The organism is Leptospira sp. GIMC2001 (assembly GCF_028462125.1).
Lineage (GTDB): Bacteria > Spirochaetota > Leptospiria > Leptospirales > Leptospiraceae.
The window spans coordinates 2,902,930-2,917,005 of sequence record NZ_CP115468.1; the positions used below are offsets into that span (position 1 = coordinate 2,902,930).

The 14,076-nt window shown below is 36.8% G+C and carries 16 protein-coding genes; 5 read left to right on the plus strand and 11 right to left on the minus strand.

Going from position 1 to position 14,076, the window contains the following annotated elements:
- Positions 1–2: 2 nt before the first annotated feature.
- Positions 3–1,970 carry a tRNA (5-methylaminomethyl-2-thiouridine)(34)-methyltransferase MnmC2 gene (gene mnmD, locus O4O04_RS14865; RefSeq protein WP_272532567.1) on the plus strand — a complete coding sequence of 656 codons (1,968 nt, stop codon included), beginning with the start codon at positions 3–5 and terminating at the stop codon, positions 1,968–1,970.
- Here mnmD and lpxK read toward each other — a convergent pair.
- Entirely contained in the window at positions 1,939–3,072 is a 1,134-nt protein-coding gene (gene lpxK / locus O4O04_RS14870; RefSeq protein WP_272532568.1) for a tetraacyldisaccharide 4'-kinase, read from the minus strand. The genes mnmD and lpxK overlap by 32 nt on opposite strands.
- Before the next feature lies 1 nt (position 3,073).
- Between lpxK and O4O04_RS14875 the strand changes: the two genes are divergently transcribed.
- The gene (locus O4O04_RS14875; RefSeq protein ID WP_272532569.1) at positions 3,074–3,706 is read left to right on the plus strand and encodes a hypothetical protein; all 633 of its coding nucleotides are present in this window, start codon (positions 3,074–3,076) and stop codon (positions 3,704–3,706) included.
- Positions 3,690–4,829, plus strand: a complete 1,140-nt coding sequence (locus O4O04_RS14880) for a multiheme c-type cytochrome (protein WP_272532570.1) — start codon at positions 3,690–3,692, stop codon at positions 4,827–4,829. Before O4O04_RS14875 ends, O4O04_RS14880 begins: the two co-directional genes overlap by 17 nt.
- A 6-nt stretch (positions 4,830–4,835) precedes the next feature.
- On the opposite strand, the gene hisE is transcribed toward O4O04_RS14880, so the two are convergent.
- On the minus strand, positions 4,836–5,114 hold the full coding sequence (hisE, locus tag O4O04_RS14885; RefSeq protein WP_272532571.1) for a phosphoribosyl-ATP diphosphatase: 279 nt from the start codon (positions 5,112–5,114) through the stop codon (positions 4,836–4,838).
- A 176-nt stretch (positions 5,115–5,290) separates the two neighbouring features.
- Between hisE and O4O04_RS14890 the strand changes: the two genes are divergently transcribed.
- Positions 5,291–6,154 carry a thioredoxin family protein gene (locus O4O04_RS14890; protein WP_272532572.1) on the plus strand — a complete coding sequence of 288 codons (864 nt, stop codon included), beginning with the start codon at positions 5,291–5,293 and terminating at the stop codon, positions 6,152–6,154.
- On the opposite strand, the gene O4O04_RS14895 is transcribed toward O4O04_RS14890, so the two are convergent.
- From O4O04_RS14895 to O4O04_RS14910, 4 genes are all read right to left on the minus strand, one after another.
- Positions 6,151–7,440, minus strand: a complete 1,290-nt coding sequence (locus O4O04_RS14895) for a citrate/2-methylcitrate synthase (RefSeq protein ID WP_272532573.1) — start codon at positions 7,438–7,440, stop codon at positions 6,151–6,153. The genes O4O04_RS14890 and O4O04_RS14895 overlap by 4 nt on opposite strands.
- A gap of 10 nt (positions 7,441–7,450) precedes the next feature.
- A complete protein-coding gene (locus O4O04_RS14900) occupies positions 7,451–7,795 on the minus strand; it encodes an STAS domain-containing protein (protein WP_272532574.1) in 345 nt (114 codons plus the stop codon).
- Positions 7,796–7,915: 120 nt separating this feature from the next.
- Complete coding sequence (locus tag O4O04_RS14905) at positions 7,916–8,323, minus strand: c-type cytochrome (protein WP_272532576.1); 408 nt, start codon at positions 8,321–8,323, stop codon at positions 7,916–7,918.
- A gap of 75 nt (positions 8,324–8,398) precedes the next feature.
- Positions 8,399–9,316, minus strand: a complete 918-nt coding sequence (locus tag O4O04_RS14910; RefSeq protein WP_272532577.1) for a TIGR01777 family oxidoreductase — start codon at positions 9,314–9,316, stop codon at positions 8,399–8,401.
- Between the two features lie 79 nt (positions 9,317–9,395).
- On the opposite strand from O4O04_RS14910, the gene O4O04_RS14915 reads away from it, so the two are divergent.
- The gene (locus O4O04_RS14915) at positions 9,396–9,977 is read left to right on the plus strand and encodes a hypothetical protein (RefSeq protein ID WP_272532578.1); all 582 of its coding nucleotides are present in this window, start codon (positions 9,396–9,398) and stop codon (positions 9,975–9,977) included.
- A gap of 39 nt (positions 9,978–10,016) precedes the next feature.
- Here O4O04_RS14915 and O4O04_RS14920 read toward each other — a convergent pair whose 3' ends face one another.
- The 5 genes from O4O04_RS14920 to O4O04_RS14940 all read right to left on the minus strand — a co-directional run bounded on the left by O4O04_RS14920 (position 10,017) and on the right by O4O04_RS14940 (position 13,868).
- Positions 10,017–10,652, minus strand: a complete 636-nt coding sequence (locus O4O04_RS14920) for an FMN-binding negative transcriptional regulator (protein WP_272532579.1) — start codon at positions 10,650–10,652, stop codon at positions 10,017–10,019.
- Between the two features lie 338 nt (positions 10,653–10,990).
- On the minus strand, positions 10,991–12,031 hold the full coding sequence (locus O4O04_RS14925; protein WP_272532580.1) for a zinc-binding dehydrogenase: 1,041 nt from the start codon (positions 12,029–12,031) through the stop codon (positions 10,991–10,993).
- 85 nt (positions 12,032–12,116) lie between these two features.
- A complete protein-coding gene (locus tag O4O04_RS14930) occupies positions 12,117–12,533 on the minus strand; it encodes a MaoC family dehydratase (protein WP_272532581.1) in 417 nt (138 codons plus the stop codon).
- Between the two features lie 10 nt (positions 12,534–12,543).
- Positions 12,544–12,993 carry an FAS1-like dehydratase domain-containing protein gene (locus O4O04_RS14935; protein WP_272532582.1) on the minus strand — a complete coding sequence of 150 codons (450 nt, stop codon included), beginning with the start codon at positions 12,991–12,993 and terminating at the stop codon, positions 12,544–12,546.
- Between the two features lie 8 nt (positions 12,994–13,001).
- Positions 13,002–13,868: an alpha/beta hydrolase gene (locus tag O4O04_RS14940; RefSeq protein WP_272532583.1), complete on the minus strand. Its 867-nt coding sequence runs from the start codon at positions 13,866–13,868 to the stop codon at positions 13,002–13,004.
- Positions 13,869–14,076: the final 208 nt, after the last annotated feature.

The following is a 14,076-nucleotide window of genomic DNA, read 5'->3' on the forward strand; positions in this document are numbered from 1 at the left end:
CAATGGATGCTCCATTTTCCAAGGAATTCAACGATGTTTATTTTTCCAAGGATGGCGCAATCGCAGAAACGGAATATGTTTTCCTGGAAGGCAATCAACTTCAAAAAAGATTTTCCAACCCAAATGAATGGGATAAACATTTTTTTACAATAGCTGAGACCGGTTTCGGAACAGGCTTGAATTTCTTACTTACAACTGCTCTATGGAATAAAACAAGTTCAACCAATAATTGGCTTCATTATATCTCTGTCGAAGGATATCCACTCACTGCAAAAGAAATTCGAAAATACCTGACAAATATTTTTATGAATAGAAATGATCTATTGGATCTTCTAGATGGTTTCCTAGTTGAATACAATCTTTTATCACCTGGATTCTATCGGTTTCAGTTTCCAAAATATCGAGTAAGTTTGACGATTCTATATGGAGATGTAGCTGAGACATTACCAGAATTGGAGGCTTCAGTCGATACTTGGTATCTGGATGGATTCTCGCCAGCTAACAATCCTGCGATGTGGTCACAATCCTTATTTCAAGAAATTGCAAGACTATCAGCTAAGGGTACAACATTATCTACTTATACATCGGCTTCTTTTGTTCGTCGCGGTTTAGGTGAAGTTGGCTTTAAGATTACAAAACAAAAAGGCTTCGGACGCAAACGAGAAATGTCTATAGGAATTTTTGATGCAATAAAATTCAGCGATGATGCATCTTATAAAAATTATAGAAAAAAATATATCCACAACCCAATCATTAAATCCAAACCTATTTCTAAAATTCCCAAAATTATAAATATTGCGGGAGCAGGAATTGCAGGAGCCAGTGTAAGCTATGCACTTAGACTTCGTGGTATTCCATCAAAAATATGGGATCCAAATGGAATTGCTAATGAAGCCTCTGGAAATCCAGCGGGAATCTTCTACCCCTATTTGACGAAATATCCAACATCTCATTCCAAATTTTCACTTCAGGCATTTTATTATGCGAATCAATTTCTTAAGAAAGATGTTTTTAGAAATGCCATCATCAGTAAAGGGTTAGAATTCAAAGTTGAAGATCCAGTAAAAATTGATCGTTATATTACCTCATTAGATTCACATAAACTTGATGAACGAGTAGCAATAAAGAAACATTCATCTATCTGTTTTTCTGAAGGTGGAAGTATTTCTCCACGCGATTTCGTTCTAACCTTAATTGGAGATTCAGAAATCATCCAAGAAAAATTTGAAAGCGATTCTAATACAAGAACTGAAGATACAGAATCAATCTATTGTATATCCTATAAAACCAGTTCACTTACGCGATTTGAAGATCTACCTTTACGAAAAGTACGCGGTCAATTAACAATTTTAGATAGGAAAAACCCCGTAATCATAAACGCTATTCCTGAAATTCAAAATATTGATAAACCAATAGCCTCAGACAGCTATATTACCACAACAAAGAATAACCAAGTTCTAATTGGTTCTACCTATGATGAGTTCAAAACAGATCGGGATTGGTCAGAAAATGATGAACAAAAAATATTCAGTGAATTTCAGAAAATACTAAAAATTCCCGATAGTTCAGAATTTATTGAACTCAAACAAAATAGAAAAAAACAGATCGTAAACGATTTGAAAGAGAAAAAAGAAAATATCATACAGTCAGAATTAGAACTAAATCTTGATGACCGAAATCAATTAGAATCTGAACGCAAAGTAGGAAATCAATATCTCACAGGAAATCATAATAAAGATTCTATAGATCATGAGCTTTATAGAATTTCTCATCGATGTCAATCTAAGGATCGATTGCCTGTGGTTGGGCAAATTCATGATAAATGGATCTATACAGGTCTTGGGTCAAGAGGACTAGTATATTCAATGCTTGGTGGAGAAGTCTTAGTTAGCATTCTTTTGGGTGAACCACTTCCTATACCTAGGTCAGTTTATAAGTCTATTGGTGCAGAACGCTTTCCCAATATTTAACCCATTGATCATTTTCGATAATTTCTGAACTCATTTTCATATAAAAAAGTTTTCCACCAAACTTTGAAATATCGGATAATGAGAATTTAACAAAATCTTTTTCGGTACAGATCAAAAGATCGTTTCTGAAAAGCATAGTTTCGAGAAAGTTTATACTACTTGGAGGATAAGAATAGTGGTCTGGGTAGATTTTCGAATGGAATTCAGAAGGTTTTAACTTTTGAATCGATTGTAAAAAAGAATCAGGATTTGCAAGACCAGTAAATCCAAAAACTCGATTCGATTCAATAGATTCTAAAGGTTTTGTAATCATTTTGCTATGCTCATCATAGGACACGAGACATTCCAATTTCTCAATTGAATGAAAAATCTTGATCTTTGGAAATTTACTTCGGATTTGACTCTCTAGTTTCTGCATTGCAGAAGTTTTTTTATTATTCTTACTTATTAAAATATCTTTAAGTTGTTCTTGAGACGATTCTTTAATTGGGAAATTAGAATCGCTTACATGATTAAATTCATCTGTTCTACATTTAGTGAAAACAACAATATGCGCGCGATCCAATGCGGTCCATTTTTCTCGAAGGTGTCCAGCAGGTATTGTAAATCCATTCGAAAGAAGGCGCTTAGAATCTATTAGAACAATATCCAAATCTCTATGGATCTGCCTATGTTGGAATCCATCATCTAGGATAGCAAAAGAAGATTTATAGTTTATAATATTGCTAAAGATATTAAAAGATCGAATTCTATCTCGTCCAACAATTATCTCACAATTTGGTAAATTTCTTTTCAATAACAAAGGTTCGTCGCCTGAATCTTTTGGATCAGAATCGATTTTTACCAATTTTCCTTTTATCGAAGATCGCCCTCCATATCCCCTAGATAGTACAGCGATTTTTGCATCTGGCAATAAATTGCAAATCAGATTAGATAAATGAATTGTAAAAGGAGTTTTACCCGTTCCACCGACTGATAAATTCCCAACGCTAATAGTTTTGGTTACATTAAGCTTGGTTGGTTTTTTTCTTTTCTGATCAAAATAGAAAATCACTTGATAGATCAGAGATAGGGGCCAAAGTAGAATCTTGAGCAAAAACATTATGATACGTTATTGTTTAGCTATATTCTTTGTAGGTCTAATCTTTTTATCTTGTGCGGATCGATCAAATTTAAGAGTAACTGCGGATGGTTTTACTTCTAAGGAAAGCATAAAATATGGCGCAAAATACAAGACATCTGCCATTCATATTGAAAAAGAGGATATCGATCGTCTTAAAATTCGATTGTACAATAGCCTAGCCGACACCAATCCAACCGATCGAGTAAGACGTTGGGAAGAAATTGAGAAGCTATCAGGCAATAATTTATTTGCTTTTATCTTGAAAACAGATTATAGAATCATACCAGAGTTTTTGGATTTTACTTTTACTTGGGACAATAAGCCTATTGAACTTTTTATGAGATCCTATGCAGTGACTTTGTCCGGTCGGACCAATCAGAGAATCAGTTCAGGTATGTCTTGGAATAACTCTTCATTTTATTTCTATCCTATTGATACGAGACCTTACGTCGCCTATCCCATGGTAAGTTCAACTTCATACATTGATCTGGATTTAGAAGATTCCTATCTTTTCTTATTCATGATTCCCCAGGATTCACTTTTACCTGGCAGTCATATTCTAAGAGTTGTCTCTCCTATGGGAGGAATGATTGATTTTGAATGGAAAAATTAAATATTTTTTTCTATTAGTTTTCCTTCTTAATTGTGATGAGAAGAATCCACATTCTTTTGATAAAGGGATAAGCCCTATTTTTGCAGATAGAATGCAGGCTCAATCCAAGGATTGTAAAACTTGTCATAAGGAAATTTATAGCGATTGGGAACAATCTCGGCATAGAGTCGCTTTCTCGAATCCATTGTATAAAGAGAGTCATGCAAGAGAACCTCTGCAGTGGTGTGAAAACTGTCATTCGCCTTTGGTAGAATTAGGCGGTGATCCAGATAATGCAGAACATAGACTCAATCCAGAAGACGGTGTCTCTTGTATAGTCTGTCATCTACGAGAAGACAAAATACTAGTTCCTAAATTACCGAGAAAAATCTCGGAACATAAATATCGTATCGCAAAGGGTATGGATCGTTCAGAATTTTGTGGCAACTGCCACCAATTCAATTTTCCAGTTGGAAACGGACGAGTCGCACATTCTCAGTTGAAGTTTAGCGATATGCCGATGCAGAATACCTACGAAGATTGGTCGCAGAGTTACTTCGCAGATCGAGAGACATGCCAAGACTGTCATATGGCTGCTGAAGAGGGTCGCAAGTCTCACAAATTTCCAGGTGGGCATAACAAGGATTATCTAAGAAAAAGTATAAATTTTGATTTTGTAAAGATATTTCCTAAAAATGAATCCTCACAGAATCGAGAACCGAATCAAGAAATGAGAACTTCAGTTGATTCCGATCGAACCGGCATCCAAATTGCTATTACTGGTCATAGCATAGGGCATGGCTTTCCTACAGGTGACTTATTTCGTAGGATTGTCATTCGATTTCTTAATGAAAAGAATCAAGAAATTTCAAGAACTGAACTTGCTTATGAATATGCTCCCAATCCAGCATTTCCAAAAGATCCATCAGTCTCTTATAAAATATTAGCAAAAAAGAATATTATACCTTACCCGATCCTTTCGCCCGATAGTAAATTTATTACATTTTTGGATATCAGTGTTAACCAATTGAAGCTAATCAAAAAATGGGAAGTGAGTATGCAGTATATAAGTGATCAGAATCGAATCGGATCTAATCTTAAAGAAGATGAGATCCGTATGATATTTGACTCAGGTGAAATATAATAAAAATTAGGAATGTCTTTTTTCTAATTCAGCGACTACGTCACTAAAAGAAAGTCCTTTTTCCACAAGAAGGACTTCTAGGTGGAAAACAAGATCTGCGATCTCATGCAACAACTCCGCTTGGGAAGGGTTCTTTGCTGCGATCAATACTTCTCCAGATTCTTCTCCGACTTTTTTTAGGATTCGGTCAACGCCGTCTCTAAACAAATTTGCAGTATAGGAATTATCAGGCAATTCTGCCTTTCTTTTTTTTAGGGTGGATTCGAGGGTCTTTAAAAATTCCATGTATAGGTGTAAAATCTCAGGAGCACAGTCTAAGGAAAAGCGAAAAAACTTTCTCTCAAAAAGTCTAATACAGTGGCAAGCCAAGAAAACCAAAGTTATTATGACCTAAAGTTTGATTGTGAACCTCATTAAATCATATGAACAATTACACGAAAAATACTAAAAAAGATAATTTCATGGAAAGATTCCAAAAAATCTATAAGCTTAGATCTCCATTCTTTTTCATTTCGACTTTTCTTATCTTAATTTCTTGGTTATTCCTTGTATCCCCCATCTCCGCGAAACCGATTATTTGGGAGACATCCATTCTAAAAGCTATGGAAAAAGCAAAAAAGGAGAACAAGCCAATTTTTGTGGAACTTTATGCGGATTGGTGTGTGTATTGCAAAACGTTAGAAAAAAATATTTTCCCAGATCCGCAAGTAACCCAAGCTTTATCAGGTTATATTCCCGTAAGACTCAATGGTGAAGAGTATCCAAATTTTATGGATCGATACAATGCTGTTGGATTCCCTACACTTTTGTTTCTAGACAAGCACAGCAATTTCATTTCGAAACTACCCGGCATGCCAACCAAAGATATGGTAATCAGAGAAGCGAAATCAGCACTTAGCAAAGCAGATATGGAAGAACCTTTACTCAGTCGTTGGAAGGAGAATCCTTTATCAATAAGAAATAATTTTGAGTTGGGAGTTTTTTATTTCCAAAATGAAGATTTCAATAAATCAGCTCAGTATTTCAAAACATCAGCTTATTCGAATGCTAAAGAATATCCCGAACTCAAGAGACAAGCTTTGTACAACCTGGCTATGATTTCTCTGAATACCAACCGATTCAAAGAGTCTGTCGAAATATTTAGCAATTATCTAGTAAGTTATCCGAATGGACCGCAGCTATCTAGCGTCTATCTTCATCGCGGACTTTCTTGGAAAGCACTCAAGGAGTCAGACAAAGCGAAGAAAGACTTGTACCGAGCGCGAACACTCAGTACGGAAGTCGAAGAAAAAGAATTTATTCAAACTCAAATTGATAATTTCTAGATTCTGCTAGTAATCGGAATGTATTTTCTTGAAATATCACCCACAAAAATCTGCCTTGGTCGAACTTTACTAGTCTCACCAATTTTGCGAAGTTCTCTCCAATGTGCCATCCAACCAGGAAGTCTACCAATCACTTGCATTGACGTGAACAACTCTTTCGGAATTCCTAAAGTATGGAAAAGGATTCCACTATAAAATTCCAAGTTGGGATACAGATTGTTCTTCACAAAATAATCTTCATCCCAGATAAAGCTATCAATCTCAACAGCGAGACTTTCGATAGGATCTAGCTTTCTATTCTTATAAAACTCTTGAAACACCTTTCTCGCAACACGAGCTCGAGGACTAATAGCATCATATGCTTTCTGACCGAAACCGTTAGAATGCAATGGAACTTCACCTGTCTTGAATCTCTCAAAATAAGACTTCGCATCCATTCCTACTCTTAAAATATCTTCCAATAATTCAACAGCGGCTACTGGTCTTCCGCCTTCACGAGAACCCCATTGAGCAGCAATTCCCGCAGCGATGGATGCAAATAGATTCGCTTTGGTTGAACCAATTATCTGAACCGTTGTAGCGGATACATTTTGTTCATGATCACCGTACAATATCCATAATTTATTGAGAACGGAATCAAACTCGGGAGGTACATTGTATTCACCTTCTGCTTGAATCGTATGCAGCATATGCAAAAAGTTAGTGCAATAAGGAAGTTTATCTAATGGATAAACGAAAGGATGTCCTTGACTATGTCGATGGGTAAAAGCGGCAATGGTTCTCACTTTTGCAAGTAAGCGAGTAACCTGATCAACACCCTTATCGAGGTTCTCTTCATAATTATCAGGATAGTAACTGGATAAAGAAGTAACCATCACGGATAGAGCCGCAAGTGGATTCGCTTTACCTGGAAAACCATCAAAAAGATTCAACATATCCTCATGGATCATGGAATGTTTAGAGAGTCTTCTCGAGAAATCAGCTAACTCTTGCTTGTTGGGAAGATCCCCATAAATAAGTAAGTATGCCGTCTCAACAAAGGTTGAATTCATTGTCAGTTCTTCTATATCATAGCCACGATAGAACAACTCACCAGTCTCTGGAACTCTACGTGATACTTTGGAATGACCCATGGCAGTATTAAAAAGTCCAGGATCTACGCTGATAAGACCAGTCTTCTTATATAGCTCAGAGATATCTAAGCCTTGACGTCCATCAGTTCCAGTGATTAAAGGGATTTCGTATAATTTGCCATCAACATTGAGTTGGGCTTGCTTGTAATTCATTGTTGCTTCCTTAGCTTAGAGCTTGTTGAAGTGTATCATGTATAATAACAAAATCAGTAAGGCCGACTATATCCATAACCTTGCGGAAATGTGCGTTGAGTCCGGCAAATTCAATTTTACCAGAATTTTCTGATGCTTTGGTAATTAAACTTATTAGTGTAGCAATTCCAGCTGAGTTGATATAGCTCGTCTCTGTGAAATTAATGATTACTCTAGTTCTTTTATTTTCGGGGATTGAATTGTAAGAAGACATGATCTCATCATCGGCTTCGGATGTTATCTCACCTGAGATATGCAGAATGGGAAGGGCTCCACCTTCTTCGTAATCCACTCGTATTTTAAAATCATCTGCCATTCTAAAGGGATCTCCTGAAAATTCTTATTATCAGTGCTAGATTACAAACCCAGCTGGATAAAGCTAGTTTTTTTCTGACGATAAAACAAAGGAGGAATCCTCCTTTGTTTTTGATTGGAATTAGTTTTGGTTCAGATAAACAACGTATTTCGCGATCTGACCAATCGTTTCATCACCTAAATGCTTGTAAGCAACCATAGAAGTTCCCTTAATTCCTTCATTAAGAGTCTTGGTAACTCCAGCTAAAGTTGGTCCATTTTTCCACTCACTTGCAGGTGCTTTGTAATTTCTTGGTTTTGGGTTGAGTGCTGACGCTGCAGCTCCATCACCAGCACCAAGTTCTCCATGGCAAGAAGCACAGCTCATATCATAAGCTTCTTTCCCAGCTTGTGTATCAGCATCCAATGCAGCAACTTCAGTAGGAGCTGGACTTGCAGTCTCTTGTGTTGCGGGCTTGTCACCACATGCGACTAGAAACATGAGCGAGGATGCAATTACTAACAGAGTTAGAGAAATTTTTGTTTTCATAATAAAGTTAACCTCCGCGGTATATATCAAATTATTTCCTGGGTATTTTTTTTGGCTAGAATAATAAGTTTTGAATTAGAGAAGACTTTCCAAAGCATGAGAAATATTCGAAAATTTGAATTTATATCCATTTTCAATCAATCTATCGGGATAGACCATTTGACCTTCTGTTACAACTTTTGCACCTTCTCCAAAAAGAGCGTTCAGAATAAAACTAGGTGTCCAAATAGCTGATGGACGATGCAGAGCCTTTCCTAATTCATTAGAGAAATCTTCATTTGATACAGGATTGGGAGCTGTTAGATTGAAGGCTCCTTGCAAATTTTTATGATCTATCAAAAAAAGAAATCCACCAACTATATCATCTATATGAATCCAGCTCATTCCTTGCTTTCCAGAACCTAACGGACCTCCTGCGAATGATTTAAAAATTGGAATCAATGAACCTAGAGCTCCACCTTTGCGATCTAAAACAATTCCAATTCTCGGATTGATAACTCGAATTCCCGAATCTTGAGCAAGCTTACTTGCCTCTTCCCAATGAAAACTTAGGTCTGCAAGAATTCCATCTCCCATACTGGATGATTCTGAAAATCGTTCACTTCTCATTGGATACGATCCATAGAATCCGATTGCAGACGCAGACAAAAAAATCTTAGGTGGAGATTGGCATAATTTCATTGCTTGAACAATCTGCTGAGTATGGCCAACTCGAGAATCATAAAAACGCTTGATCGCAGACTTAGTCCAACGAACTCCCGCTAAATTTTCCCCAGCGAGATTGATCATAACGTCTAGTCCTTCTAAACCATCAGGTTTGGGAAAAGCAGAAGATTTATAGACTATATTTCGATCGTAAGACTTGAATATGGATTCCTTGGTTGCCTTCTCTGGATTTCTTGTAAAAATTACAACTTCATCACCGCGTTCCAAAATTGCCTGAGTGAGAGCCTTACCGACGAGGCCAGTTCCGCCTGATATTCCTATTTTCATACTGGTTTAGACATTTTCCATTCCTTACATAGGAAAAAAATAAGTTGGAAGATAATCTATCTAAGAAATCTTAGAGTTTGTGTCTAGATCAACTTCATTATCCATCTTGGTTGTAGCTATTGTTCTTCTTGGCAATGCGATTATAGTTTTATCCAATTTGAATAAAATGGAAATCTATCCATCCTCGCCTCCCTTTCGCATGGTCGACCATACTAAGTCTTACCAAATATCACAAGAATCATCCATAAGCAATCTTCTAGACAATGACAGTGAGACTCATTGGAATAAACTAAAAGAAAGCCCTTCTACAATTGACTGGGAAATTGAATTGAGTCTCACCCATTATTGGAATGGATCGGAATTTGTTCCCAAAAATTGGAAATTTATTGACATCACCTCTTGCTCTGATACTGATCTAGAACTTACTATTCTTTACAGAGAAGCAATCAATGTTGATAAAGTTTTAAGATTACCCGAAGATTTTATTCAGAAAAAAATCAATATTCAATTATTAAAAAACCAAAATTCCAGAGTAGAACTAGACGGAATCAAAAAACTAGAACGGACTATGAACTATCCAGATGGAATTTATATTCTAACGATACTTGGTAAACACAAAGAAGATTCAGCCTGTCTCAGTCTAGTTGATTTGGAATTTTGAATAACTAAATATTATTTGAAAACCTAAATATTAAGAAGATCAACGTATCTCACGCATCCATTGAGCAATTTGCTTATCCATATCAAGATTGGATTTTTCTAAATTCGAAATTACAGATTCAACCCTTTCTTTGGAATGATTTTGACTGAGTTTCGCTTTTCCTTCCATTCTCAAAATTTCAATCTCAAAACCTACAACTCCTTTCACCATTCCATTCAAATATTCAGGATCTAAGTTTTTCCATTGATACGTTGAATCCGAAGCTTCATATTTTTCAATCAGTCTTTTCATGGATTGAATAATTAGATTCGGATCATTTTGAATTTTTAAAATTCCGTAAACATGCACAGAAACATAATTCCAGGTTGGAACACTTCGATCGGTTTCATACCATGATGGGGATATATAACAATGCGGTCCGGCAAATATGCAGAGCACTTCCTCTTCACTTGCTGATTTCCATTGTGGATTCGGCCGTGCAAAATGTCCGATTAATTTGGTTTGATCTTCATTGAGAATCAATGGTGAATGGGTGGCTTGAATACAGCTCAAGGAAGAATTTGCATCTTCCAAATCATTCATTTTAGATGATACTATTGTAGAAAATGAGTTCTCTTCAATAATTCTATGAATGATTGCCAAATCCGAAATTTTAAAATGATTGGGTATATACATAATCTCCTCATAGATTATCCAAATTTTTAGGAATTCCTATTTTTATATAGATTTTTTTTTCAAGAATGTTCGGCTAGCAACTAATTTTGCCTAGATTGCAGAACAATGATTCTCATAAATTTATATGAATTTCTAGAACGAGTGAATTTTTTACATTCATAGGCTGTGTTGATAAAATTTAATTCTGTCCGGAAGAATTCATTGGATACAGTCGTGATGATGACCAAGACACGGGAACGGACATGGACACGGGCTTAAGTGAGTCCCTATCAGAGTTCTTAAAGATCAAGGCCGTGCTAGTTGCTTTTCTGAGTAAGTGCACTATTCCAGATTTCGTATCAATCCAAACTAGGATCGATTATATAACGAATTGGATTTCCCTTTCTTGATTCCAATGCTTCAATACAATCGTTGATCTCATCAAGTCCGTGATGCGATGTGATCGATCTAGATAGATTGATTTTTCCTTGAGTATATAGATCTATCAATTCTGGTATAGCTCGCCTATCAGAACCGTATGATCCACCAACAGATATCATTTTCTCAATTAGAATGAACGGAATTAAAAATTTTAAAGGCTGCCTTCCGATTCCAACAAGCACAATTCTGCCATTCGAATTCATAGCACGAAGACTCTCTTCAACATTGGACATATATCCAGAAAAATCAACCAAAAGGTCAACGCCCTTTGTGACTTCCTTGAGGGCTTTACCCGGATTCTTAACATTCTTTAAATTGATTACATCATCGGCACCATAATGTACTGCATTCTCCAACGCACCATCATCAACGTCAATAGCGACTAACTTAGATTTCGTGAGAGCTCGTGCGATCGCCACACCATGAATTCCCAATCCACCGCAGCCAATGATGGCCACTGTATCAGATTCTTGAATATTGCCACGGTAGCGAATCGCATGATAGGGAGTAGATACGGCATCAGCAAGAATAGCACCTTGATCAAAAGGTATTGAATCAGGTAGAGAATATAAATATCTTTCTTCAGCAATTAAGAATTCTGCAAAACTCCCATCGCAATCAAATCCAAATACACCAATATCTTTGCATAGATTTTCGTGCCCAGCTAAACAATGCTTACAGATACCACAGGAAGTTCCCGCAGCTATAACGACTCGATCGCCTTTCTTAAATTTGGTTACAGATTGTCCAATTTCCTCAACGACACCGGATGCTTCGTGTCCTGGAACTCTAGGATATTGGCGACATTTGATTGTTCCATGAGCAATGAGATGAACGTCCGAGCCACAGACTCCACAAGCCTTTATGCGAATCTTAACTTGCGTATCTGTAGGGCCTGCAATGGACTTCTCACGTATTTCAACTTTACGAAGCCCATTTTCTAAAATTGCAGCTCTCATTTAAAATTGTTTCCTAAAAAATTTTGGATATTTATAATCAAATCCTTAGGAATTGCATTTTTCACTGAGAGCATAGTTCTACAAATCAACAAACGATGATTAAATCACCACCAGCTTTCACTTCACCAGCTTCGTTTTTGGCTTCCACCGTAAGAGTAACAAGTTTCTCACCGTTCTCTTCTTTTTTACGTTTTACAGTTCCTTCACAAACAAGTGTCTCACCTGGTTTGGTCATTGCTTTGAATTTTACACCAAAGAAACGAATCTGTCTCTGATCTACCCAAGCAGTACACAATCTTCCGATTTGCGCCATAACGTACATACCATGCGATATGGTTCCATCAAGACCATTAGCTTTTGCAAAATCAGGATCATTATGAATGGGATTAAAATCGCCACTTGCACCCGCATAACGTACTAAATGCGCATGTGTTATTGTTGGAACAGGAATAGATGGGATTGTTTGCCCGACTTCTAATTTATCAAATTCAATTTTTACCATTTAAAACTCCTTATCCTTGTGGTCTGATCACAATAGCCATTTCTGCACTAAGGATCGGTTCATTTTTGGAATTGTGGATTGTGGTTCGAAAGGAGACCATGTCCATCTTTCCTGTTTTTACATCAGACACTTCGGACTGAGCCCAAACATCCCCAGGATAGAGAACTTTATGATAAGTATATTCTTCTTTTAGATGCAAAATACGCGCAAGATCGATTCCTAAATCAGCCATATCTGTCCAAATTTTCGGATATCCCCAGAACTGAATTACAGTTGGGAAAGTTAAAGGAGCTGGAATATCTTCGTAACCTGCTTTCTTCGCCTCATCTACGCTAAAGTAAATTGGATTTTTTTCTCCAATTGCAAGGCAGAATTCTTTTATTTTACCACGTTCGATAGTAAAATCGAAACGATCTAATTTTTTTCCAACGATATCTTTTGATAATGCTTGCTCAGCCATTTTATCTCCTAATGTTTATTCAACCAATCGGTCACAAGTTTTAATACTTCTTCTTTCTTCGCTGGGAGTTCATTCATTGTCTCATGATACAATCCCGGGAAAATTTTAATTGTTTTATCTTTAGAACTGATTTTGTCAAAAAGCAATTCCGAACCATCTTTGGATGCGATTCCGTCCTCTTCACCATGAAAAATCAAAGTTGGGACTGAAATTGAATCTGCACCAGGTAGAACATTCACTTCTGCACCTAACATAAAACTACCAATTGTAGTTGATATGTCGCCATGAACAAGGGGATCCTTTACATAGGCGTCTACTACTGATTTGTCGTGAGACAATAAATTTACATCCAATCCAGCAGGGAGTGTTAAGGAGGGAGCAAGTGAAGATAGAAATCCAGAGAAAAATTTCTTAACTTCCATAGCTGTATCAGTCTTCACGCGAAGGGGAATAGCACTACTCACAAGGGCGATCAACTTTTCATGCCTTGAAGGTTTTTTTGCATATGTAACAACAACTAATGCACCCATTGAATGTCCTAGTAAATATATTTTACCAGATGAATTCTCTTGAATTGCGATATCGACCAATCGATCTAAATCTTCTGCATAGACTTCAAAGCTCGGAGCATGTCCTCTTTTGCCTTCCGACTTACCATGACCTCGCGCATCAGGAACGTAAATGATAAATCCGCTACCGTCTAGAGCTCCTATGATGTTGTCGTATCTTCCACCGTGTTCACCAAATCCATGATGAATTACTAATACTTTATTTGCCTTGCCAGATTTCGGCTTATATACTCTATAGTGGTAACGTAGGCCGTCTGAAGTTTGTGTGGATGATTCAGTAAGTTGATAATTTTCAATTCCCTGCATGATTTTCCCCTTATGTGAGGAAAAATCTGACTTGATTTTTTTTCAATTCTTTTTCCTGAGCATAATTCTTGCGGTGCATACTAGGAATAGAGGTTAAAACAATGGATAAGTCAAAAATTACTCCCGAAATGCTTGCTAAAATTTTGAGAGAACATTCTGAAATGTTATCACTCCTAAAGCTCGCCCCAGAAACCATGTCAGAAGATGA

Coding starts and splice junctions, on each gene's coding strand:
- O4O04_RS14895 (WP_272532573.1), bottom strand. CDS start 7,440: ATGAATTACAAGCAAGCCCAACTCAATGTTGATGGCAAATTATACGAA.
- mnmD (WP_272532567.1), top strand. CDS start 3: ATGGATGCTCCATTTTCCAAGGAATTCAACGATGTTTATTTTTCCAAG.
- O4O04_RS14905 (WP_272532576.1), bottom strand. CDS start 8,323: ATGAAAACAAAAATTTCTCTAACTCTGTTAGTAATTGCATCCTCGCTC.
- O4O04_RS14875 (WP_272532569.1), top strand. CDS start 3,074: ATGATACGTTATTGTTTAGCTATATTCTTTGTAGGTCTAATCTTTTTA.
- O4O04_RS14940 (WP_272532583.1), bottom strand. CDS start 13,868: ATGCAGGGAATTGAAAATTATCAACTTACTGAATCATCCACACAAACT.
- O4O04_RS14925 (WP_272532580.1), bottom strand. CDS start 12,031: ATGAGAGCTGCAATTTTAGAAAATGGGCTTCGTAAAGTTGAAATACGT.
- O4O04_RS14935 (WP_272532582.1), bottom strand. CDS start 12,993: ATGGCTGAGCAAGCATTATCAAAAGATATCGTTGGAAAAAAATTAGAT.
- O4O04_RS14920 (WP_272532579.1), bottom strand. CDS start 10,652: ATGTATATACCCAATCATTTTAAAATTTCGGATTTGGCAATCATTCAT.
- O4O04_RS14900 (WP_272532574.1), bottom strand. CDS start 7,795: ATGGCAGATGATTTTAAAATACGAGTGGATTACGAAGAAGGTGGAGCC.
- lpxK (WP_272532568.1), bottom strand. CDS start 3,072: ATGTTTTTGCTCAAGATTCTACTTTGGCCCCTATCTCTGATCTATCAA.
- O4O04_RS14910 (WP_272532577.1), bottom strand. CDS start 9,316: ATGAAAATAGGAATATCAGGCGGAACTGGCCTCGTCGGTAAGGCTCTC.
- O4O04_RS14930 (WP_272532581.1), bottom strand. CDS start 12,533: ATGGTAAAAATTGAATTTGATAAATTAGAAGTCGGGCAAACAATCCCA.
- hisE (WP_272532571.1), bottom strand. CDS start 5,114: ATGGAATTTTTAAAGACCCTCGAATCCACCCTAAAAAAAAGAAAGGCA.
- O4O04_RS14890 (WP_272532572.1), top strand. CDS start 5,291: ATGGAAAGATTCCAAAAAATCTATAAGCTTAGATCTCCATTCTTTTTC.